This window comes from Arthrobacter sp. (genome assembly GCF_048266065.1).
Taxonomy (GTDB): Bacteria; Actinomycetota; Actinomycetes; order Actinomycetales; family Micrococcaceae; genus Arthrobacter_H.
This window is the reverse complement of sequence record NZ_JBLXAH010000010.1, coordinates 13127-34351: the sequence shown is the minus strand read 5'-3', so window position 1 is coordinate 34351 and position 21225 is coordinate 13127. Positions and strand designations below refer to the sequence as shown.

Here is a 21225-nt window from a genome sequence, read left to right as displayed (position 1 = left end):
TTATAGGCCACTGGCGAATTGGCGCAGCGACCGGCCGCCCTGCGGCGCGGCGTCCACCACGCCGCGCCGGTCTCAGTGCCGGCCGGTGGTCAGGAAGTCGATCACCTCTTCGACCCGCCCGAGCAGGCTGGCCTCCAGATCGGCATAGCTGTTCACCTGGCCGAGCAGGCGCCGCCATCCCAGGGCGACATCGGCCTGGGTGGCATGTGGCCAGCCCAGACCGCGCAGGATCCCGGTCTTCCAATCGGTGCCGCGGGGCACCACCGGCCACGCAGCGATCCCCACTACCTGCGGTCGGATGGATTGCCAGACATCGACGTACGGATGGCCCACGATCAACACGTTGGAGGCGGCACCGGGCATTCGCATGGCCTCGGTGGCGATGCGTTCCTCCTTGCTGCCGTGGACCAGGTGATCCACCAGGATGCCCAGCTTCCGGCCCGGGCCGGGTGCGAATTCCCGCACTGCCGACGCCAGGTCGTCAACCCCATGCAGGGGCTCCACGACGATGCCCTCGACGCGCAGATCGTGGCCCCAGACCTTCTCCACGAGCTCGGCGTCGTGCTTTCCCTCGACCCAGATCCGGCTGGCCAGGGCAGTGCGCGCCTTGAGGTTCTCCACCTTGACCGATCCCGAAGCGGTCCGCGCCGTGGCCGGTGCCGAGGTGGCTTGGACGGGGCCGGTCACCTCGATCGGTTCCCCCTCGAGGAGGAAGCCGAATCCGGTGGGAAACGACCGGGTCTTTCCGCGGCGGTCCTCCAGGACGAGCACGCGCATGCCCCCGGACCGTTCGATGCGCACCACCTCGCCCACCCATCCGGACTGGACGTCTTCCAGCAGCAGACCCACCGCAGCGGGCACCTTGCGCAATTCGCGGGCTTTCGGTGCCGAGAGATCCTGCGCACCCCACTGGTGGATATTCAATTCCTGACACGGCCTTTCGATGGGTTCGGTGGGCCGCCCGGGCGGCCTCGCGGCGCCGGGGCGCGCGGCCACCATGCTAACAACCGGGGATTCGTATTAGACTTAGCACTGAGGCGTGTCGAGTGCTAAGCGACACTTGCCGGCACATCAGTCCACCAGCAGACCCAGGAGGAGCGAATGACTGTCCCGCGACGCCTCGAGGTCCTGCGGGCCATCGTGGAGGACTATGTCCATTCCCGTGAACCGGTGGGGTCCAAGGCGCTGGTCGAGAGGCACCAGCTCGGCGTGTCCGCCGCCACGATCCGCAACGACATGGCGGCCCTCGAAGAGGACGGGCTGATCATCGCCCCCCACACCTCGGCCGGACGCATCCCCACCGAGCAGGGCTACCGCTACTTCGTGGACCAGATCGATGCCGTCCGTCCGTTGTCGGGGGCCGAACGCCGGGCCATCCAGCAGATGCTGGAGGGGACCAACGATCTCGACGAGGTCCTGGAACGCACCGTCAGGTTGCTGGCGCAGCTGACCAACCAGGTCGCCGTCCTGCAGGTGCCCCAGTTCAGCAATGCCACAGTGCGGCACATCGAACTGGTCGGCCTCGGTGCCGGACAGGTCCTCACGGTCCTGATCACCAACACGGGAAAGGTGGACCAGCGGGTGGTCCTGGTGCCCCCCGAAACCACCGATGACTCCCTGGCCAGCCTCAAGGCGGCCTTCCTGGCTGCCACGTCCGGGCAACGTCTGGAGAACATCGGCGAGCTGGCCGCCGTCGCCTGCGACCACCTGCCCCAGTCGTTGCGGGCACCAGGAAAGATTCTCGCAGCGGCGCTGGGAACCCTGGGTGATAATTCGGTGATCGACCGGATCATCCTGGCCGGCACGGCAAACCTGGCCCGTTCCACCGGTGACTTCCCGCTGACCATCACCCCCGTCCTGGAGGCCCTGGAGGAACAAGTGGTCCTGCTGCGGCTCTTCTCCGAGATGGAGCAGGACGCCCGCGGGATCACCGTGCAGATCGGCCGGGAAAACCCCTATGGCGGATTGGCTGAAACCTCGGTGGTCGCCACCGGCTATGGCCCCGGTGCTTCGGCCAAGGTCGGCGTCCTGGGCCCCACCCGGATGGACTACCCCACCAGCATGGCCGCCGTACGCGCGGTGGCCCGATATCTCTCCCGCATCCTGGCCGATTAGCGCCACCCAAACGCGGGGAACCAGCATGTACAGATTGTCGGAAAGGACACAGCACTCACTGTGAGCAGCCACTACGAAACCCTCGGCGTCGCGCGCGACGCCTCCGCCGAGGAAATCAAGAAGGCCTACCGGAAATTGGCACGCAAGCTCCACCCGGACGTGAACCCGGGCCAGGACGTTGCGGACCAGTTCAAGGCGGTCACCCACGCCTATGAGGTGCTCTCCGACCCGCAGAAGCGCCAGGTCTACGACACCACCGGCAACGAGAACGGCACCGCGGGTGGCGGCGGTGGCGGCGCCGGATTCGGGGGCTTCGGCGACATCTTCGAGCAGTTCTTCGGTGGCGGCCAGGCCCAGGGACCGGCGTCGCGGACCCAGCGCGGGCGTGACGCACTGGTGACCGCATCCATCGAGCTCAAGGATGCCGTCCAGGGGACCGTCTACACGCTCGACATCGAAACGGCGGTGACCTGCACCGTCTGCAACGGCAGCTGCTGCCAGCCCGGCACGTCGCCGGAAACCTGCTCGATCTGCCACGGCCAGGGCCAGGTCCAGCGGCCGGTGCGCTCGTTCCTGGGCCAGATGATGACAGTTGAGACCTGCAGTGCCTGCCGGGGGTTCGGTACCACGCTTCCCAGCCCCTGCAACGAGTGCATGGGCCAGGGCCGAGTGCGTGAACGCGTCAGCAAGCAGTTGAAGATCCCCGCAGGTGTTGCCACCGGCACCCGCATCCACCTGGCCAACCAGGGCGAAGCCGGCCCCGGCGGCGGCCCCGCGGGCGACCTGTACGTGGAAATCAACGTCAAGCGCCATGCGGTGTTCGAGCGAGAGGGCAATGACCTGCACGCGACCCTCCGGATCCCGATGACTGCAGCGGCGCTGGGCACGGAGTTGAAGCTGGACACCTTTGACGGGGAGCAGGAGATCCGCATCGAGGCCGGCACCCAATCCAGCGACACCGTGAAGCTCACCCAGCTCGGCGTTCCGCGTCTGCGCGGTGGCTCACGCGGTGACTTGCTGGTGCACGTGCACGTGGAGACCCCCACGAAGGTCGATGCCGAACAGCGCGAACTCCTCGAACGGCTCGCCAGCCTGCGCGAGGAGGAATTCACCGAGGGCCGCCTGGCCGAACGCGGGGGCGTCTTCTCCCGGCTCCGCGACAAGTTGGGCCACCGCGCCTGATGAGCAACCAGGCCTTTCTGCTGGACGACGGGCTGCCACCGGCGGCCGGGCCCGGAACGACGATCACCCTGGAGGGCGCCGAGGGCCACCACGCGGTGACCGTCAAGCGCGTGCGGGCCGGCGAGCAGATCGACCTCCTCGATGGTGCCGGCACCCGGGCGGGCTGCACGGTGCTCACCACCGACAAGGCCAGCCTGACGGCCCGCGTGGACCGGATCACCCACGAGGCGGCCCCCGGGGTGGAAATCGTCCTGGTCCAGGCCCTGGCCAAGGGCGACCGCGACCTGCAGGCAGTGGAGGCCGCCGTGGAACTGGGCGTCGAGGCTGTCATTCCCTGGCAGGCCGATCGGTCGGTGGTGCGGTGGCCCGCGGCCAAGGCGGAGAAGGGACGCCAGAAGTGGGCCGGTACCGTCCGTTCCGCGGTCAAGCAGTCCAGGCGGACCTGGCTACCCCCGGTCGCCGGCGTCGTGACCACCGCCCAGCTGGCCGGCCAGCTACCGGCTGACCGGGCCGCGCAGCCTTCCCACCTGGCCATCATCTTGCATGAGGCAGCCACCGAGCCGCTCTCCGTCGTCGTGCGCGATTTTCTGGACGGCCTGGAGGCGCCCGGCACCGGGGGAGAGGACCAGGCCGGCCGGCCCACGATCCTGCTCATCGTCGGTCCCGAGGGCGGCATCTCCGAGGCGGAGGTCCAGCGGCTCGTCGCCGCCGGGGCTCGCACCGCCCTGCTCGGGCGCCATGTCCTCCGCGCTTCCACCGCCGGTCCGGCGGCACTGGTGTTGACCCGCCACCTGGCCGGCGTCCTCGACGACTGAGCTGCGCGCCGGCGGCTACTTGACCGTGAAGGTCTTGTCGTCCAGGCTCAACCGCTTCGAGTCGGCCCGGGAACGGCCCCACACGGAGAGGGTGTAGGTGCCCGGTTCCAGGATGGGGGTGACCTGGAATTCGTTATCGGCGCGGGAACCGCCGCCCAAGTGCAGCTTGCCTCCGGCGACCCGGGTGGCCTTGCCGTCCTCGTCACGCTTCAGCACCCACTGGGTGCCCCCCGGGAACGTGGCCGACACCCCGTGGATGGTCGCCTTCCCGGCCGTGAGGGACGCATCCTGTTGGGGGTCGATGATCCAGATCGGTGCGCGCAATGCGGCATCGCGTTGGATGGGGCCGGCGAGCTTCACATGGCTGAAGGCCTCGTAGCCGGAGTGCCCATCCACCAGGATGTCGACGCTGGCGGTGGGCGTCTGGGTGAGCAGGCCGGCGGCCGAGGCGGCGGCAGTGGCCGTGTAGACCAGCTGCTGGATCGCGCGTTGGGCCAACCCGGCATCGAGGCGCCGTGCGAAGGCGTCCGCCGAGATGTCCACGGTGATCACGTTGCCGGAACTGATCGATGTCCCGATCCGCGAGGCCTTGCTCCACAAGTTGAAGTAGTCCGGATCGAGGGGCTCGTGTTCGGTCAGGTACTTGATGGCCGTGGTGACCGGATCGCCCTGGTCTTCGGCCTGGGTGTATTGCCGGTACAGGTAGACGGTGGAGTCGCGTTCGCCCAACCAGTAGATCGGCGACAGACGCGGCGCGCTGAGCGATTCCAGGGGTGCCGTGCTGCCTTGACTAGACACGACTGGCGGTTGCCGCGAAGCCGCCGGCATGGAACTGGGGGAGCCACCCGATCCCCCCACGCAGGCGGCCAGTGTCCCCAGCGTCGTCACCGCGGCCAGCAGTGCCAGGCGGACCCGGGTGCGTTGGCGGTGGGACGGGACGTTCACTGGAATCCTTTGAGCGGATCGGGGATGGGGGAAGGCCAGCGGACACACTGGTGCCGTGCCGACCATTAACCTTGGCACACACGAGAGCGGACCGGACACCCGCGGAGGCCCCCAACGGAGACTGTTGCAGGACCGATATATACACTTACCTGAATAACAGGGGCCGCGCGGGGGCCGTCACGTAGGATGGAAAGGCGCAGGAACAGAGCCCACTACGGGCCCCGGCGCATGGAGACGACACGGCAACGGGAGGACTACCCAACAGGATGACCGATCAGGACAACAACGGCGCACCGGAAGCCGCTGCGGGCACGGTGATCACGTTTGCCAGCACCGAGCAGATGGTCGGGGCACTGGGAGCCAACGACGAGGTCCTGCGCATCCTGCAAGGCGTGTACCCCTCGGCCGAACTGCATGTGCGGGGCAATGAACTGCGCATCACCGGCGATCCGTCCCAGGGAACGCGCGCCGAACAGGTCATCCAGGAAGCACGTTCGCTGGCGGCCAAGGGCACCCGGGTCTCGGCGCAGCTGGTCGAGCAGCTGGTGCGCATGGTCGACTCGGAGGGTGCCGTGCGCCCCTCGGCGCCGGAGACTTTCGGCCTGAACATCCTCTCCGGCCGCGGCAAGAAGATCCGCCCGAAGACCGTGAACCAGAAGGCCTACGTCGATGCCATCGACGAGAACACCGTCATCTTCGGCATCGGGCCCGCGGGCACCGGCAAGACCTATTTGGCCATGGCCAAGGCCGTCCAGGCGCTGCAGGCCAAGGAGGTCAACCGCATCATCCTGACCCGGCCGGCGGTCGAGGCGGGGGAGAAGCTGGGCTTCCTGCCCGGTACGCTCACCGACAAGATCGATCCCTACCTGCGTCCGCTCTATGATGCGCTGCACGACATGATCGACCCGGAATCCATCCCGCGCCTCATCGCGGCCGGCACCATCGAGGTGGCACCGCTGGCGTACATGCGCGGGCGCACCCTCAACGACGCGTTCATCATCCTCGACGAGGCACAGAACACGACGCCGGAACAAATGAAGATGTTCCTCACCCGCCTCGGCTTCGGCTCCAGGATCGTCGTCACCGGAGACGTGACACAGGTCGACCTGCCGGGCGGGACACGCTCGGGGCTGAAGGTCGTCTCGGAGATCCTCGACTCCGTCGACGACATCGCCTTCTGCCAGCTCGAAGCCACCGACGTGGTGCGCCACCGGCTGGTCGGCGACATCGTCGGCGCCTACGAACGCTGGTCCGCCCGGGCGGAAACCAGCCCGGCCGCCGCACGGCGCCGCACCGCCAAGTCCAACAACGAGGCCGCCCGCGAGCGGATGGCCGCACGCCGCCACCCGACGGGGCGGCCCAGCGGCCGGCCCGCCACCGATCCGGAGTCCTAGACCATGAGCATCGAAGTCAACAACGAATCGGGCATCGACGCCGATCTCGAGGAGCTCGCCCGGCTCGGCCGGCACATCCTCGACGCACTGTACGTCCACCCGCAGGCAGAGGCCTCCATCATCCTGGTGGACGAGGCGGCCATCGAGCGCCTGCACATCGACTGGATGTCCCTCGAGGGACCCACCGACGTGATGTCCTTCCCGATGGATGAGCTGCGTCCGGGAACCCCTGGCTCCACCAGCCCGGCGGGCATGCTCGGCGACATCGTCATCTGCCCCCAGGTGGCTGCGGCCCAGGCGGCCCGCGGCGGCCACACCACGGCCGACGAGATCCTCCTGCTGGCCACCCACGGCATGCTGCACCTGCTCGGTTTCGATCACGAGGAGCCCGAGGAGAAGGAGGAGATGTTCTCGCTGCAGCGCAGCCTGCTGGAGGCCTTCCTCGGCCGGGAAGCCCCGCGCGAGACCACCGAATGATCGCCACGCTCCTGCTGGTGCTCGCACTGGCTTTCGTCTGTTGCGCGGCCATCCTCACCGCCGCCGAGGCAGCGTTCCTGGTGCTGCCACGCCAGGAGGCCGAGGACATGCTTGCCGAGCGCCCGCGCAAGAACCTGCGGGCCATCCTGGCCGAGCCGACCGCGCACACCCACGCCGTGAGGTTCTGGCGCATCTGGTTCGAAACCGCCAGCGCGGTGGCCATCGCGCTGTTCTACCACGACGTGCTGGGGAACATCTGGCTCGCCGGGCTGCTGGCCACCGCCACCATGGCGGCCGTTGGATTCGTCCTGGTCGGGGTGTCACCCCGACGCTACGGGCGGGTCCGCAGCAGCAGCGTGGTCGTGCTGACCGCACCGCTGGTGCGTGCGCTGCGCCTGGTGCTGGGCCCCATCCCCGGGTGGCTGGTCCGGGTGGGCAGCAACGTCGCCAAGGGGTCCCCGGTCCAGGAGGAGGCCTTCTTCACCGAGGAACTCTTCCGCGACATGGTCGACCGCGCCCATGAGGCGGACATCATCGAGGACGTCGAGGCCGACCTCATCCACTCCGTCTTCGAACTCGGCGATACCCGGGTCCGGGCCGTCATGGTGCCCCGCACCGACATGGTCACCGTCGACCACGGGACCAGCCTGTCCGAGGCGATGAGCCTGTTCCTGCGTTCGGGGTGTTCACGGATCCCGGTCATCCGCGACAACCCCGACCAGATCGTGGGCATCGTCTACCTGAAGGACGTCGCCGCACGCCTCCATGCCCGCCCCGGGGACGAGCACCGGGTCGAACAGGTCTGCCGCGACGTGCGCTACGTTCCGGAATCGAAATCGGTCGCCGAACTCCTCCAGGAACTCCAGCGCGAGTCCACCCATGTGGCCATCGTCATCGACGAGTACGGCGGAACCGCCGGCCTGGTCACCCTCGAGGACCTCATCGAGGAGATCGTCGGGGAAATCGATGACGAATACGACGATTCCTCAGTGGAGTCCGAGGAAGTGGAGGAGGGGGTCTTCCGGGTCAACGCCCGCATGGGCATCGACGACTTCGCCGACCTCTTCGACCGCAGGATCGACGACGACGAGGTCGACAGCGTCGGAGGCCTGCTGGCCAAGACGCTGGGCCGGGTCCCGATCGTGGGTTCCGAGGTCACCGTCGACGGCATCCGCATCCACGCCGAACGCCTCGCTGGGCGACGCAACCGCATCGGCTCCGTCCTGGCCTGGGTCGACGAACATCCCGAGGCAGCAGACAATGATGAGGGATCGCTGGGCCGGCTGGCCGCAGACGATGTCTCCCGTGAAGGCAAGGACTGAACCCATGGCAGAACAGAAGCCCCGGAACAACGGAGCCCCACGGCGCGGTCCCTCGGGCCAGGGCCCAGCATCGCAGGCCCGGGCGGCCGGGGGACAACGTCGGGCGCCGAAGAAGCAGGGCGGTGGCCGCGGCCCGTCGGCCTCGAAGGGCGGGCAGAAGTCCCACACCTCGGATGCCGCAGTCCGCGAACCCCAGGTCGGCCCCGCGCACACCGGTACGGCGCTGCCGCGTGAATGGCCCGAGTCCTTCCGCGCCGGCTTCACCTCCTTCGTGGGCCGTCCCAATGCCGGAAAGTCCACGTTGACCAATGCGTTGGTGGGGCAGAAGATCGCCATCACCTCGGCCAAGCCGCAAACCACGCGGCATACCATCCGCGGGATCGTCCACCGCGAGGACGCCCAGCTCGTCCTCGTCGACACCCCCGGCCTGCACCGTCCACGCACCCTGCTGGGCCAGCGGCTCAACGACCTCGTCGCCGAGACCCTCTCCGAGGTCGACGCGATCGGGTTCTGCCTTCCCGCCAACGAGAAGATCGGGCCGGGGGACCGGTTCATCGCCACCCAGCTGGCCCAGTTGCAGCGCAAGCCGGTCGTGGCGATCGTGACCAAGGCCGACCTGGTGGACCGCTCGGCACTGGCCCGCCAGCTGGTGGCGGTGACCGAGCTGGGTACCGAGACCTTCGGAGACCGGGGGTGGACCGCCGTCGTCCCCGTCTCAGCGACCGGCGACTTCCAGGTCGATGCCGTCGCCGACGTGCTGGCCGCTGCCATGCCCTTGTCCCCGCCGCTCTACCCCGATGGCGAGCTGACCGACGAACCCGAGGCGGTCATGATCGCCGAGCTGATCCGCGAGGCCGCCCTGGAAGGGGTCCGGGACGAGCTGCCCCACTCGTTGGCCGTGGTCGTCGAGGAGATCATCCCGCGCGAGGGCCGCCCCGAGGACAACCCGCTGCTGGACATCCATGTGAACCTCTTCGTCGAGCGCTCCTCGCAGAAGGCCATCATCATCGGCCGGGCGGGGACCCGGTTGCGAGAGGTCGGGACCAACGCCCGCAAGGGCATCGAGGCGCTGATGGGCACACGGGTCTACCTGGACCTGCACGTGAAGATCGCCAAGGAATGGCAGCGCGACCCCAAGCAGCTCGGGCGACTGGGCTTCTGAGTCCGGCGGTGCCGCAACATTAAGCACTCCCGGTGGACGCCACGGGCCACGATGCTAGGGTGGGGAACATGCATGCGGGAATCCTTCTACTAGGCAGCCGCGGCGGGGCGAATCTGGACACCAGTCACTAGGGCCGACCCCCCGCTGCGGAGTTTCGTGCTGCCGGCCTCAATTTTCAACCACCACTGAAAAGGCCCCCTAGAACCATGCAGAACCTGCAGAAACCCTCTGGAATGCCCGTCCACAAGTACGTCCCCTTCCAGGACCAGATCACCGTCGAACTGCCGGACCGCACCTGGCCGGACCAGGTCATCACCCAGGCACCGCGCTGGTGTGCCGTCGACCTGCGGGACGGCAACCAGGCCCTGATCGACCCGATGAGCCCCGAACGCAAGCACCAGATGTTCGACCTGCTGGTGCGCATGGGCTTCAAGGAGATCGAGGTCGGCTTCCCCTCGGCCTCGCAAACGGACTTCGACTTCGTCCGCCAGCTCATCGAGCGCGACAGGATCCCCGAGGACGTCACCATCCAGGTCCTCACCCAGTCGCGTGAGCACCTGATCGAGCGGACCTACGAGGCCCTCGAGGGCGCGAAACAGGCGATCGTCCACCTGTACAACTCCACCTCGGTGCTCCAGCGCCGCGTCGTGTTCAACCAGGACGAGGACGGCATCGTGGACATCGCGCTGACCGGAGCGCGCCTGTGCAAGAAGTACGAGGAACAGCTCACCGGCACCAGGATCACCTACGAGTACTCGCCCGAGTCCTACACCGGAACCGAACTGGCCTTTGCCAAGCGCATCTCCGATGCCGTGGCCGAGGTGCTGGAGGCCTCGCCGGAGAAGAAGATGATCCTGAACCTGCCGGCGACCGTGGAAATGGCCACCCCCAACGTCTACGCCGACTCGATCGAATGGATGCACCGCAACCTCGAGTACCGCGACTCGATCATCCTCTCGCTGCACCCCCACAACGACCGGGGGACCGGTGTCGCCGCAGCGGAGCTGGGCTACATGGCAGGCGCCGACCGCATCGAGGGCTGCCTGTTCGGCAACGGCGAGCGGACCGGCAACGTGGACCTGGTGACCCTGGGCATGAACCTCTTCGGCCAGGGCATCGACCCCATGATCGACTTCTCCGACATGGACGAGATCCGCCGCACCGTCGAATACTGCAACCAGCTGCCGGTGCCCGAGCGTTCACCCTACGGCGGCGACCTGGTCTTCACCGCCTTCTCCGGTTCCCACCAGGATGCCATCAAGAAGGGCTTCGAACACATGGAGTCCGACGCCGCAGCGGTGGGCAAGTCGGTCGATGAGATCCCGTGGGCGGTTCCCTACCTGCCAATCGACCCGCAGGACATCGGCCGTTCCTACGAGGCTGTCATCCGCGTGAACTCCCAGTCGGGCAAGGGCGGGGTCGCCTACGTGCTCAAGCACGACCACAGCCTGGATTTGCCGCGCCGCGCCCAGATCGAGTTCTCCGGGGTCATCCAGCGCAAGGCGGAAGGCGACGGCGGCGAAATCAGCCCGGCGAGCATCTGGCAGGAATTCCAGAACGAATACCTGCCCGCCGATGAGTTCGAGGGCCGCGCCTGGGGCCACTACCGGTTGGGCAACACCCGCACGCGCACCGACGAGGACGGTTCGTTCACCCTGGAAACCGCCCTGCAGGTCGACGGCACCACCCAGGAACGTTCCGGGACCGGCAACGGGCCGATCAACGCCCTGGTGAACATCCTGGCCGCCGACGGCGTGGACCTGCGCGTGCTCGACTACACCGAACATGCGCTCAGCGAGGGCGGATCGGCCCAGGCTGCAGCCTACGTCGAGTGCGCCGTGGGCGAACGCGTGCTCTGGGGCGTGGGCATCGACGCCAACACCACCACGGCCTCGCTGAAGGCCGTCATCTCGGCGGTGAACCGGGCGATCCTGGACGCCACCACCGGCCGCTAGCACCGCGACGCCGGTCGCCGGCACGCCACGGGGCACGGGTTCTCTGGGATACTGGAGCCGTGCCCCGTTCCAGTTTCGCAGCCAAGTCCTACAGGACCCAGGCCCTGGTGCTGCGCACCCACAAACTGGGGGAGGCCGACCGGATCATCGTGCTGCTCACCCCCGGGCACGGGCAGATCCGCGCCGTGGCCAAGGGGGTGCGGCGCACCAGCTCCAAGATGGGTGCCACGTTGGAACCCTTCATGCTCGTGGACGCCCAGCTGGTCCGCGGCCGCAGCCTGGACATCATCACCCAGGCCCAGTTGCGCCACCCCTACGGACAGTCGCTCTCGCTGGACTACGCCCGCTACACCAGCGCCAGCGCCATGGCCGAGACCGCCGAACGCCTCACGGAGGCCGACACCGAGTCCGCGGCGCCGCAGTTCCGGCTGCTGCATGGGGCCATGGCGGCGATGGCCCGCGGAGACCAGGATCCCGGGCTGCTGCTCGATTCCTACCTGCTGCGCGCCCTGTCCACTGCGGGGTGGGCCCCGAGCTTCACCCACTGCGTGCGCTGCGGCAAGCCCGGCCCCCACACTGCGGTGAACATCCCGCTGGGCGGGGTGGTCTGCGCCGACTGCCGGCCCGCCGGATCCAACTCGCCGGCACCGCAAACCGTTGCCCTGCTCGCGGCCCTGCTGACCGGGGACTGGGAGGGCGCGCACGACGCCGATGCCTCCGCCCGCAGGGAGGCTGCGGGTATGGTGGCGGGGTACCTGCAGTGGCATCTGGAACGGGTCGTCAAGTCCCTCAAACTCGTGGAAAGAACCTGAATTGTTGAAGCGACCCACCCGTCAGCGCGCCGCCCGGCCCCCCGCCGTCGCGCCGTGGCCCCACCCCAGCGGTGCCGTCCCGCCGCGGATTCCCGCCGACCTGGTGCCCCGGCACGTGGCCATCGTGATGGACGGCAACGGCCGCTGGGCCAACCAGCGGGGCCTGCCGCGCACCGAGGGCCACAAGGCGGGGGAGGCGGCGCTGCTGGACGTCATGGCAGGCGCCATCGAGATCGGCGTCGAATACGTCTCCGTGTATGCCTTCTCCACGGAGAACTGGAAGCGCAGCCCCGATGAGGTCAAGTTCCTGATGGGCTTCAACCGGGACGTGCTGCACCGCCAGCGGGACCAGCTCGATGCCTGGGGGGTGCGGGTGCGCTGGGCCGGACGCCGTCCGAAGCTGTGGCGATCGGTCGTCAACGAATTGCTGGCCGCCGAGGAGCAGACCCGGGACAACGACGTCTGCCACCTGACGATGTGCGTGAACTACGGCGGGCGGGCCGAGATCGCCGATGCCGTCGCCGCCATTGCCGAGGACGTCGCCGCCGGCCGCTTGTCCCCGCGCGGCATCTCGGAGAAGACCGTGGCACGGTATCTGGACGAGCCCGACCTTCCGGATGTGGACCTGTTCCTGCGCTCGTCGGGGGAGCAGCGGACGTCGAACTTCATGCTGTGGCAGTCGGCCTATGCCGAAATGGTGTTCATGGACGTGCTCTGGCCCGATGTCGACCGCCGGACCCTGTGGGAGGCCATCGAGATCTACGCCCGCCGCGACCGCCGGTTCGGTGCCGCCCTGGACACGCCCACCGCCTGACCGCGGCGGCCCGGGACCTCGAGCCGGAGGCCCGGGGGCCTCAGCGGGTCGGAAGGTAGCCGTCGCTGAACCGGCTGACGGCGTCGTAGGCCTTGCGCCGGGTGGGGGCCGCCGAGGTGAACAGGTCATGCATCCCGGACTCGATCCGCACGATCGAGACCTCGTTGCCCAGCTTCAGTGCCCGCTGCCTGACAGTTTCGACCTCGATGACGGTGTCGGTGACCAGCATCTCGGGTTCGAACACGGTGCCCAGGTGCGTTTTGGAGGAGGTCATGACCAGCACCGGGCAGCGGATGTCCAGCCCGCGCGCCACCTCCGCGTGGCCGGCGAGCACCGCGGAAATCCATCCGGCGGTGACCGGGAACGCGTTGCGGGGCCGCCAGAGCGGATGCACTTCCCACTCGCCATGGGCCCGGTTGGACAGCGACTGCCAGTAGTGGTCCACCTCCGGCAGCTTGATCCGCGCCTTGGGCCGCACCCGCGCCAGCGGTTCCAGCAGCCCGGCGGCGGCGTTGCGGACCAGCCAGCTGCCCTGCATCTCCAGCCAGGGGGAGTTCAGCACCAGCGCCGAGAGGATCCCGGGATTGCGGTTCGCCCACAGGCTCCCCGTCAGGCCACCGGTGGAGTGGGCGACGACCACGATCCGCCCCACCTGGCCCACGTCCTCACGGATGGCCTCCAGCGCGGCCTCGATGTCGGCGTCGTACTCCCGAAGATCGGTGATGAACCCCGGGGTCTGCCACGCCCGCAGGCTGCGTCCGTAGCGCCGCAGGTCCAGGGCGTAGAACCGGTATCCACGGTCGGACCAGTAGCGGGCCAGCTCCGGGTTGTAGAAATAGTCGGTCCACCCATGCAGACCCAGCACGACGTCGACCGGGGCCCCCGTGCCATGGTTTCCCCGGGCGCGGGCCCGGTCCAGGCCCTGGCGCACGTTGAGCATGGCATCACGCCAATGCGGCTTCTCCCCGACGGCCGGCAGGTAGCGCACCAGCGTGGCGCAGAACGGGCCCTCCTCGTCGCGACCGGGGCTGATGCTGGTGTAGCTGAAGCCCGGTCCCAGCTCGTCGTCGAGCCACTGCCCGGGTTCGGTGTCGATCGCATACCGTGCTTCGTCGCTGCGCATATGTTGAGCATAGCCACCCCGAAGTTGGCAGCGGTGCCGCGCGCAGGGAAGACTGGGGGCATGCGCATCTACCCCGCCTTCTTCCGTGTCGTCTTCTCCGGCATGGATCCCGAAAAGGCCCACCAGATCGGCTTCCGGCTGATCCGGCTGGCCGAATCCACCGGCGCCTCGGCGGTGCTGCGCCGGATCACCCGGCCGCACCCGAGCCTGCGCCGCACGGTCATGGGCATCGACTTCCCCTCGCCCTTCGGCCTCGCCGCGGGTTTCGACAAGGAAGGCCACGGGATCCCCGCCCTGGCGGACCTGGGCTTCGGGCACATCGAGGTCGGCACCATCACCGGCCGCGCCCAGCCGGGCAACCCGAAACCGCGCCTCTTCCGCCTGGTGGATGACCGGGCGGTCATCAACCGGATGGGCTTCAACAACGACGGCGCCGACGCGGTGGCACCACGGATCCGTTCCGCGCGCCCCGTCCTGTCGGAACGTTTCGGGGCCACCCGGCCCATCGTGGGCATCAACATCGGCAAGACCAAGGTCGTCGAACTCGCCGACGCGGTCGGGGACTACCTGGCCAGCACGCGGGCCCTGGCCGGCCAGGCCGACTACCTGGTGGTCAACGTCAGCTCCCCGAACACCCCGGGGCTGCGGCTGCTCCAGGGGATCGACACGTTGCGCCCGTTGCTGGCCGCCGTGGGCCGGGAGGCGGACGCCACCGCCGGGCGGCACGTGCCGCTGCTGGTGAAGATCGCACCGGACCTGGCCGACGCCGATGTCGACGACGTCGCGGCCCTGGTCCTGGAACTGGGACTGGATGGCATCATCGCCACCAACACGACCATCGCCCGCTCCGGATTGGTGACGGTCCCTGACCGGATCCGCGAGTACGGGGCCGGCGGACTCAGCGGTGCACCGCTGAAGAAGAGGTCACTCGAGGTGCTGCGGCGGCTGCGCTCCACGTTGCCGGCCGGCACCGCGGTGGTCTCCGTCGGGGGAGTGGAAACCGCGGCTGACGTCCGCGAACGCCTCGATGCCGGCGCCGACCTGGTCCAGGGCTATACCGCCTTCCTCTATGAGGGTCCGTTCTGGGCCTGGCGGATCAACCGCGGACTGCGCCGGGCGCTGGCCTCCCGGTAGGCACCGGAAACGACGGAGGGCACCATCGCATCGATGCGGTGGTGCCCTCCGTCGTCGTACCGGATGCCGGGGGAGTGCTACTCGACCTTGGTTCCCCGGGCGACCTGCGGCTTGGGCAGGCGCAGGCGGCGGAACTGCAGCCCGCGCATGGAGGCATACCAGAGGACGCCGCGGTCCTGGCTGCCGAACTTCGCGACGAGGCGCTTCTTCAGCTGCCGGGTCATGATGAACGTGTCGACGATGACCAGCCCCAGCACGATCCACAGGCCCATGGTGATGTAGGCCTGGACCTGGAGGTTGTTGGTCATGGTGAAGGCGACGACCAGGAACACCAGGATCACGATCATCAGGAATTCGCCGACCATCCACCGGGAGTCGACGAAATCACGGGCGAACCGCTTCTGCGGGCCCTTGTCACGGGCCGCCAGATAGCGTTCGTCGCCGGTTTCGTTGGCCAGGCGCATGCGCTCCTGGGCAGCCATGCGCTGCTCGCGGGCCTGCGCCTTGGCCAGCTTGCGGTCGGTGGGGACCAGCGGACGCTTGTTCTGCGCCTGCTGGCTGTTCCGGCGCGGCGTCGGTGCACCCTTGCCCACGGTCGGACGATCGGGCTCTTCTGGGGTGGCCGGCGGCTGTGCGGCATCGGCTTTTTTGCTTCCAAACACGCCCCAAGTCTAGCGGCGGGTGGCCCGCAACCGAAACGCGGGCCAGTTGTAGGGTGAAGCCATGACTACTTCCGATTCCACCACCGGCTCCGTCGATCACGGCGTCGATCTGGACGCCCTCACCGAGCGTGTCAACCGCGCCTTCGAGCAGACCGTCTCCGAACTGAAATCCCTCGTGGCCATCCCGGGCATCGCCTGGGAGGCCTTCGACGCCGCCGAGCTGGACCGCAGCGCCGAAGCCGTCGCAGCACTGGTCCGCTCCACCGGGATGGATGACGTGCGGATCCTCTCCGTCGACACCGAGGACGGGGTCCCCGGCGCGCCGGCCGTCGTCGGCCGACGTCCCGCCCAGCCGGGCAAGCCCACCATCCTGCTCTATGCCCACCATGACGTGCAGCCCCCCGGGGACGCCGAGCTGTGGCAGACGAGTCCGTTCGGGGCCACCGAGATCGACGGACGGCTCTTCGGCCGCGGTGCCGCCGATGACAAGGCAGGCATCATGGTCCACATCGCCTCCCTGCGGGCCGTCCTGGACGCCGTGGAGGACTTCGGCGTCGGGGTGACCTACTTCTTCGAGGGCGAGGAGGAGGCAGGGTCGCCGTCCTTCCGCCCGTTCCTCGAACAGCACCGCGACGCGTTGGCCGCCGACGTCATCGTCGTCGCCGACTCCAGCAACTGGAAGGTCGGGGTCCCGGCCCTGACCACCAGCCTGCGCGGCATGGTCGGTGCAGTCATCGACATACGCGTCCTGGAACATGCAGTGCACTCGGGCATGTTCGGGGGACCAGTGCTCGATGCCCCCACACTGGCCGCACGGCTGATCGCCTCCTTCCACGACGATCAGGGCAACGTCGCCGTGGAGGGGCTGCTGGCCCGTGACACGGATCCCGTGGACTACCCCGAGGCCGATTTCCGTGCCGATTCCTCGGTGCTGGACGGCGTGCGCCTGGCAGGTAGCGGTGCCCTGGCTGACCGGCTCTGGAACAAGCCGGCCCTGTCGGTCATCGGCATCGACGTGCCCTCAGTTGCCGTTTCCTCCAATACGCTGCAGCCCGCGACGCGCGTGAAGATCAGTGTCCGCCTGGCACCCGGCCAGGACCCGCAGGCCGCCGCCGACGCGCTGCAACGCCACGTGGAGGCGCAGGACCTGTTCGGCGCCCAGGTCGACTTCACCGCCGTCGAACAGGGCAATGCCTTCGCCACGGACACCACGGCAGCGGCACCCCGGGCCAGCCTGTGGTCGCTCGAAAAGGCCTGGGGCGTGACGCCCGTGGAAACGGGCATCGGGGGATCGATCCCCTTCATCGCCGACCTGCTCGAGCTCTACCCGCAGGCACAGATCCTGGTCACCGGCGTGGAGGACCCCGACTCGCGGGCCCATAGCGCCAATGAGTCGTTGCACCTGGAGGATTTCCGCAAGGCCATCCTGGCCGAGGCCCTGCTCCTGGCACGTCTCGACGCAGAGGGCCTCCAATAAGGCAGGTCCGTCGTACCATGGAAGACGAGAGGACGGTGCGCTACGGCGCCGCCCTCCGCGACAAGCACTATTGGAGGACCAGATGACCGCCACGACCAACGATTCCACCGTCGGTTCCACCGAAGAACTCGAGACCCATGAGGTGCTCTTGTCCGATGTGGCTGCGGACAAGGTCCGCAGCCTCCTGGAGCAGGAGGGCCGCACCGACCTGCGCCTGCGCGTGGCCGTCCAGCCCGGCGGCTGCTCCGGCCTCATCTACCAGCTCTACTTCGACGAGCGCATGCTCGACGGCGACGCCGTGCGGGAGTTCGACGGCGTCGAGGTCATCGTCGACAAGATGAGCGTGCCCTACCTCAGCGGTGCATCCATCGACTTCGAGGACACCATCTCCAAGCAGGGCTTCACCATCGACAACCCCAACGCCGGAGGCTCCTGCGCCTGCGGCGATTCCTTCCACTAGGAAGCACTGCCGGCCGGATCCGCGGGTCCACGTAACCATCGGTTGACACGGGGTTTCGGTCGGCATTCCGTCGGGCAAGAGGGTAAGCTCTACGATGAGTAGTAAAACTAATGGCCTCGCCGAGCCGGTACCGGATGCATTGCTGCGCCCGATGCCACGCACGGCTTGGACGAGACCACGTATCGCACCAACAAAGAGGAAGGGCCGTCTGTGAGTTCGCAAGACCGAACCAGCAGCAGTCGCAGGGGCAGGGCCAAGGCATTGGCCATTGTCGGCGCGGGGGCGTTGCTGTTGACGGGTTGTTCAGAACAAGTCCAGCGTGGCTGGCTCCCGAATGAAACCCGGGACGTTACCAACCACACGGGCATGATCCAGGACCTATGGGTCCACAGCTGGGTCACCGTCCTGATCGTCGGCATCCTGACCTGGGGACTGATGATCTGGTGCATCGTGGCCTACCGGCGCCGCAAGGGCGAAACCGGTTTCCCACGCCAGCTGAGCTACAACCTGCCGATGGAAATCCTCTACACGGCTGTCCCGCTGATGATGGTGCTGACCTTCTTCACGTTCTCGGACACCACCCAGCGCACCGTTGACGCTCCGGTGGATTCCCCGCTCGTCGTGGACATCCAGGCCAAGCAGTGGTCCTGGGACTACAACTACAGCTACAAGGGCGAAGAGAAGTACGACGCCAACGTCCAGGCACACCTGGACGGTTCTGCAGGAAAGGAAGCGACGCTTCCCGTCCTCTACCTTCCGGTGAACGTACCGGTGACCCTCGAGCTGAACAGCCGCGACGTCATCCACTCATTCTGGGTTCCCGCCTTCCTGCAGAAGCTGGACATGATTCCGGGCAAGACGAACCGCATCTACCTCACTCCCCAGGAGGAGGGCACCTACGCCGGCAAGTGCGCCGAGCTGTGCGGCGAGTACCACTCCGAAATGCTGTTCAACGTCAAGGTCGTTTCGGAACAGGAATTCGAGAGCAAGTTGTCGGACATGAAGGACGGACACATCGGAGCGGACTACGACCGCAAGCCCGATGAAGTGAACTCCATCATGATTCCTCATGAGGAAGGGAAGTAGGTCGCGATGACTACCTACGAATACGCGACGGACGAGGCCAAGCCCCTCGCCCCCCGGGTCGTGCCGGTCTCCAAGGGACGCATCGTCGTCAACTGGATCACCTCCACCGACCACAAGACCATCGGGTACATGTACCTGATCGCCTCGTTCATCTTCTTCTGCATCGGCGGCGTCATGGCGCTGCTGATCCGTGCCGAGCTCTTCGAACCCGGCATGCAGATCCTGCAGACCAAGGAACAGTACAACCAGCTGTTCACGATGCACGGCACCATCATGTTGCTGATGTTCGCGACGCCCCTGTTCTCCGGCTTTGCCAATGTGATCATGCCGCTGCAGCTGGGCGCTCCGGACGTGGCCTTCCCACGACTGAATGCCCTGGCCTTCTGGTTCTACCTCTTCGGTTCCACCATTGCCGTCGCCGGCTACATCACCCCCCAGGGTGCCGCCTCCTTCGGCTGGTTCGCCTACGCGCCACTGTCGAACACGACCTTCAGCCCCGGTGTCGGTGGTGACCTCTGGGTCTTCGGCCTGGCACTGTCGGGCTTCGGTACGATCCTTGGTGCCGTCAACTTCATCACCACGATCATCTGCCTTCGTGCCCCCGGCATGACGATGTGGCGCATGCCCATCTTCACCTGGAACACGCTGATCACCGCCCTGCTGATCCTGATGGCCTTCCCCCCGCTGGCCGCAGCCCTGTTCGCCCTCGGCGCGGATCGACGCTTCGGAGCGCACATCTACGACCCCGATGCCGGCGGACCGATCCTGTGGCAGCACCTCTTCTGGTTCTTCGGCCACCCGGAGGTCTACATCATCGCGCTGCCGTTTTTCGGCATCGTCTCGGAGATCTTCCCGGTCTTCAGCCGCAAGCCGATCTTCGGCTACAAGGGCCTGATCTTCGCCACCATCTCCATCGCAGCCCTGTCCGTGGCCGTGTGGGCGCACCACATGTATGTCACGGGCTCGGTCGCCCTGCCGTTCTTCGGATTCATGACGATGCTCATCGCCGTTCCGACGGGTGTGAAGTTCTTCAACTGGATCGGCACGATGTGGCGAGGGTCGATTACCTTCGAGACGCCCATGCTCTGGAGCATCGGCTTCCTGGTGACCTTCCTCTTCGGCGGTCTGACCGGCATCATCCTCTCGGCTCCGTCCCTGGATACCCACGTCTCGGATACCTACTTCGTTGTCGCACACTTCCACTACGTGGTCTTCGGCACCGTCGTGTTCGCCATGTTCGCCGGATTCTACTTCTGGTGGCCCAAGTGGACCGGCCGGATGCTCAACGAGCGCCTGGGCAAGATCCACTTCTGGATGTTGTTCATCGGCTTCCACGGCACGTTCCTGATCCAGCACTGGCTGGGCGTCATGGGGATGCCGCGTCGCTACGCGGACTACATGCCAGAGGACGGGTTCACCACCATGAACCAGTTCTCCACCGTGTTCGCCTTCATCCTGGGTCTGTCGATGATCCCGTTCTTCTGGAACGTCTGGGTCACCGCCCGTTCGGCCAAGCGCGTCGAGGTCGATGATCCCTGGGGCTTCGGTGCCTCGCTGGAGTGGGCCACGTCGTGCCCGCCGCCGCGTCACAACTTCCACTCCATTCCCCGGATCCGTTCGGAACGTCCGGCTCTTGACCTCCACCACCCGGAGCTCTCGGCCCGTGCAACCCCGACCGCCAGCGTTGCCAAGGTCTTTGGCCCGGCCGACCAGAAGGACGTGTAACCATGAAAGTTGAAACCGGACTCTTCCTGGTTCTCGCGGTCTTCTTCCTGCCCGTCTTCATCGTCTACGGCATCATGACCGACTGGGACGAGTGGGTCGGCATCATCGCCCTGGCCCTGGCCATGGGCCTGGGCCTGATGATCGGGTTCTACCTGTACACGACGTCCAAGCGCGTCGGTGATCGTCCCGAGGATCGTGTCGACGGCGAGATCCACGAGAACGCAGGCGTCATCGGCCAGTTCTCTCCGTGGAGCTGGTGGCCCATCGTGTTGGGCCTGGCAGCGGCCATCGGATTCCTCGGCATTGCCGTTGGTTTCTGGATCACCTACATCGGCGTCGGGCTGGTCATCATCGCCTTGATTGGCTGGGTCTACGAGTACAGCCGCGGGGACCACGCCCACTAGGTCTCCACGCATCGTCAAAGGGCGGTTCCCTCCTTCAGGAGGGAGCCGCCCTTTCCCCATTCCCGGGGGTCATCGTTCCCGCGCTGGGGCAGCCACGGTGCGTCGGCTTCGGACCGGGGCGGAGATGCGGGACGGCGGCAGGGAGGCCGGTCGGCGGTAGA

The 21225-nt window shown here is 67.4% G+C and carries 20 protein-coding genes; 16 read left to right on the top strand and 4 right to left on the bottom strand.

What is annotated here, in order from left to right; all coding sequences use genetic code 11:
- Window positions 1-72: 72 nt before the first annotated feature.
- Window positions 73-924 (bottom strand): DUF3097 domain-containing protein, encoded by an 852-nt coding sequence (locus ACN0TP_RS15350; protein ID WP_417220338.1) that lies wholly within the window; start codon window positions 922-924, stop codon window positions 73-75.
- A gap of 177 nt (window positions 925-1101) precedes the next feature.
- On the opposite strand from ACN0TP_RS15350, the gene hrcA reads away from it, so the two are divergent.
- The 3 genes from hrcA to ACN0TP_RS15335 are packed head-to-tail and all read left to right on the top strand — an operon-like array spanning window position 1102 to window position 4112.
- Window positions 1102-2115, top strand: a complete 1014-nt coding sequence (hrcA, locus tag ACN0TP_RS15345) for a heat-inducible transcriptional repressor HrcA (RefSeq protein ID WP_417220336.1) — start codon at window positions 1102-1104, stop codon at window positions 2113-2115.
- Between the two features lie 60 nt (window positions 2116-2175).
- Window positions 2176-3297 carry a molecular chaperone DnaJ gene (dnaJ, locus tag ACN0TP_RS15340; RefSeq protein WP_417220334.1) on the top strand — a complete coding sequence of 374 codons (1122 nt, stop codon included), beginning with the start codon at window positions 2176-2178 and terminating at the stop codon, window positions 3295-3297.
- Window positions 3297-4112, top strand: a complete 816-nt coding sequence (locus tag ACN0TP_RS15335; RefSeq protein WP_417220332.1) for a 16S rRNA (uracil(1498)-N(3))-methyltransferase — start codon at window positions 3297-3299, stop codon at window positions 4110-4112. Before dnaJ ends, ACN0TP_RS15335 begins: the two co-directional genes overlap by 1 nt.
- Before the next feature lie 15 nt (window positions 4113-4127).
- Here ACN0TP_RS15335 and ACN0TP_RS15330 read toward each other — a convergent pair whose 3' ends face one another.
- The gene (locus ACN0TP_RS15330; RefSeq protein WP_417220330.1) at window positions 4128-5057 is read right to left on the bottom strand and encodes a GerMN domain-containing protein; all 930 of its coding nucleotides are present in this window, start codon (window positions 5055-5057) and stop codon (window positions 4128-4130) included.
- 266 nt (window positions 5058-5323) lie between these two features.
- Between ACN0TP_RS15330 and ACN0TP_RS15325 the strand changes: the two genes are divergently transcribed.
- From ACN0TP_RS15325 to ACN0TP_RS15295, 7 genes are all read left to right on the top strand, one after another.
- On the top strand, window positions 5324-6451 hold the full coding sequence (locus ACN0TP_RS15325) for a PhoH family protein (protein ID WP_417220329.1): 1128 nt from the start codon (window positions 5324-5326) through the stop codon (window positions 6449-6451).
- Between the two features lie 3 nt (window positions 6452-6454).
- On the top strand, window positions 6455-6928 hold the full coding sequence (gene ybeY, locus ACN0TP_RS15320) for an rRNA maturation RNase YbeY (RefSeq protein ID WP_417220327.1): 474 nt from the start codon (window positions 6455-6457) through the stop codon (window positions 6926-6928).
- Window positions 6925-8250, top strand: coding sequence for a hemolysin family protein (locus ACN0TP_RS15315; protein ID WP_417220326.1), 1326 nt, complete (start codon window positions 6925-6927; stop codon window positions 8248-8250). Before ybeY ends, ACN0TP_RS15315 begins: the two co-directional genes overlap by 4 nt.
- A 4-nt stretch (window positions 8251-8254) precedes the next feature.
- The gene (gene era, locus ACN0TP_RS15310; protein WP_417220324.1) at window positions 8255-9412 is read left to right on the top strand and encodes a GTPase Era; all 1158 of its coding nucleotides are present in this window, start codon (window positions 8255-8257) and stop codon (window positions 9410-9412) included.
- A 206-nt stretch (window positions 9413-9618) separates the two neighbouring features.
- Window positions 9619-11367: a 2-isopropylmalate synthase gene (gene leuA, locus ACN0TP_RS15305; RefSeq protein ID WP_417220323.1), complete on the top strand. Its 1749-nt coding sequence runs from the start codon at window positions 9619-9621 to the stop codon at window positions 11365-11367.
- A gap of 59 nt (window positions 11368-11426) precedes the next feature.
- Complete coding sequence (gene recO, locus ACN0TP_RS15300) at window positions 11427-12179, top strand: DNA repair protein RecO (RefSeq protein WP_417220322.1); 753 nt, start codon at window positions 11427-11429, stop codon at window positions 12177-12179.
- A gap of 4 nt (window positions 12180-12183) precedes the next feature.
- Complete coding sequence (locus tag ACN0TP_RS15295; protein ID WP_417220320.1) at window positions 12184-12993, top strand: isoprenyl transferase; 810 nt, start codon at window positions 12184-12186, stop codon at window positions 12991-12993.
- A gap of 40 nt (window positions 12994-13033) precedes the next feature.
- Here the strand turns inward: ACN0TP_RS15295 and ACN0TP_RS15290 are convergent, their stop codons facing one another.
- Entirely contained in the window at window positions 13034-14116 is a 1083-nt protein-coding gene (locus ACN0TP_RS15290) for an alpha/beta hydrolase (protein WP_417220318.1), read from the bottom strand.
- A 60-nt stretch (window positions 14117-14176) separates the two neighbouring features.
- Between ACN0TP_RS15290 and ACN0TP_RS15285 the strand changes: the two genes are divergently transcribed.
- On the top strand, window positions 14177-15250 hold the full coding sequence (locus tag ACN0TP_RS15285; RefSeq protein ID WP_417220317.1) for a quinone-dependent dihydroorotate dehydrogenase: 1074 nt from the start codon (window positions 14177-14179) through the stop codon (window positions 15248-15250).
- 77 nt (window positions 15251-15327) lie between these two features.
- Here ACN0TP_RS15285 and ACN0TP_RS15280 read toward each other — a convergent pair whose 3' ends face one another.
- A complete protein-coding gene (locus tag ACN0TP_RS15280) occupies window positions 15328-15912 on the bottom strand; it encodes a DUF3043 domain-containing protein (protein WP_417220315.1) in 585 nt (194 codons plus the stop codon).
- Between the two features lie 61 nt (window positions 15913-15973).
- Here ACN0TP_RS15280 and ACN0TP_RS15275 point away from each other — a divergent pair, with 61 nt between their 5' ends.
- The 5 genes from ACN0TP_RS15275 to ACN0TP_RS15255 all read left to right on the top strand — a co-directional run bounded on the left by ACN0TP_RS15275 (window position 15974) and on the right by ACN0TP_RS15255 (window position 21064).
- The gene (locus ACN0TP_RS15275; RefSeq protein WP_417220313.1) at window positions 15974-17389 is read left to right on the top strand and encodes a dipeptidase; all 1416 of its coding nucleotides are present in this window, start codon (window positions 15974-15976) and stop codon (window positions 17387-17389) included.
- Between the two features lie 82 nt (window positions 17390-17471).
- Window positions 17472-17849, top strand: coding sequence for a HesB/IscA family protein (locus ACN0TP_RS15270; protein ID WP_417220311.1), 378 nt, complete (start codon window positions 17472-17474; stop codon window positions 17847-17849).
- A 210-nt stretch (window positions 17850-18059) separates the two neighbouring features.
- A complete protein-coding gene (gene coxB / locus ACN0TP_RS15265) occupies window positions 18060-18935 on the top strand; it encodes a cytochrome c oxidase subunit II (RefSeq protein WP_417220310.1) in 876 nt (291 codons plus the stop codon).
- Between the two features lie 6 nt (window positions 18936-18941).
- The gene (gene ctaD, locus ACN0TP_RS15260) at window positions 18942-20660 is read left to right on the top strand and encodes a cytochrome c oxidase subunit I (protein WP_417220309.1); all 1719 of its coding nucleotides are present in this window, start codon (window positions 18942-18944) and stop codon (window positions 20658-20660) included.
- A gap of 2 nt (window positions 20661-20662) precedes the next feature.
- Window positions 20663-21064, top strand: coding sequence for a cytochrome c oxidase subunit 4 (locus ACN0TP_RS15255; protein ID WP_417220308.1), 402 nt, complete (start codon window positions 20663-20665; stop codon window positions 21062-21064).
- The last annotated feature ends 161 nt before the right edge of the window (window positions 21065-21225 follow it).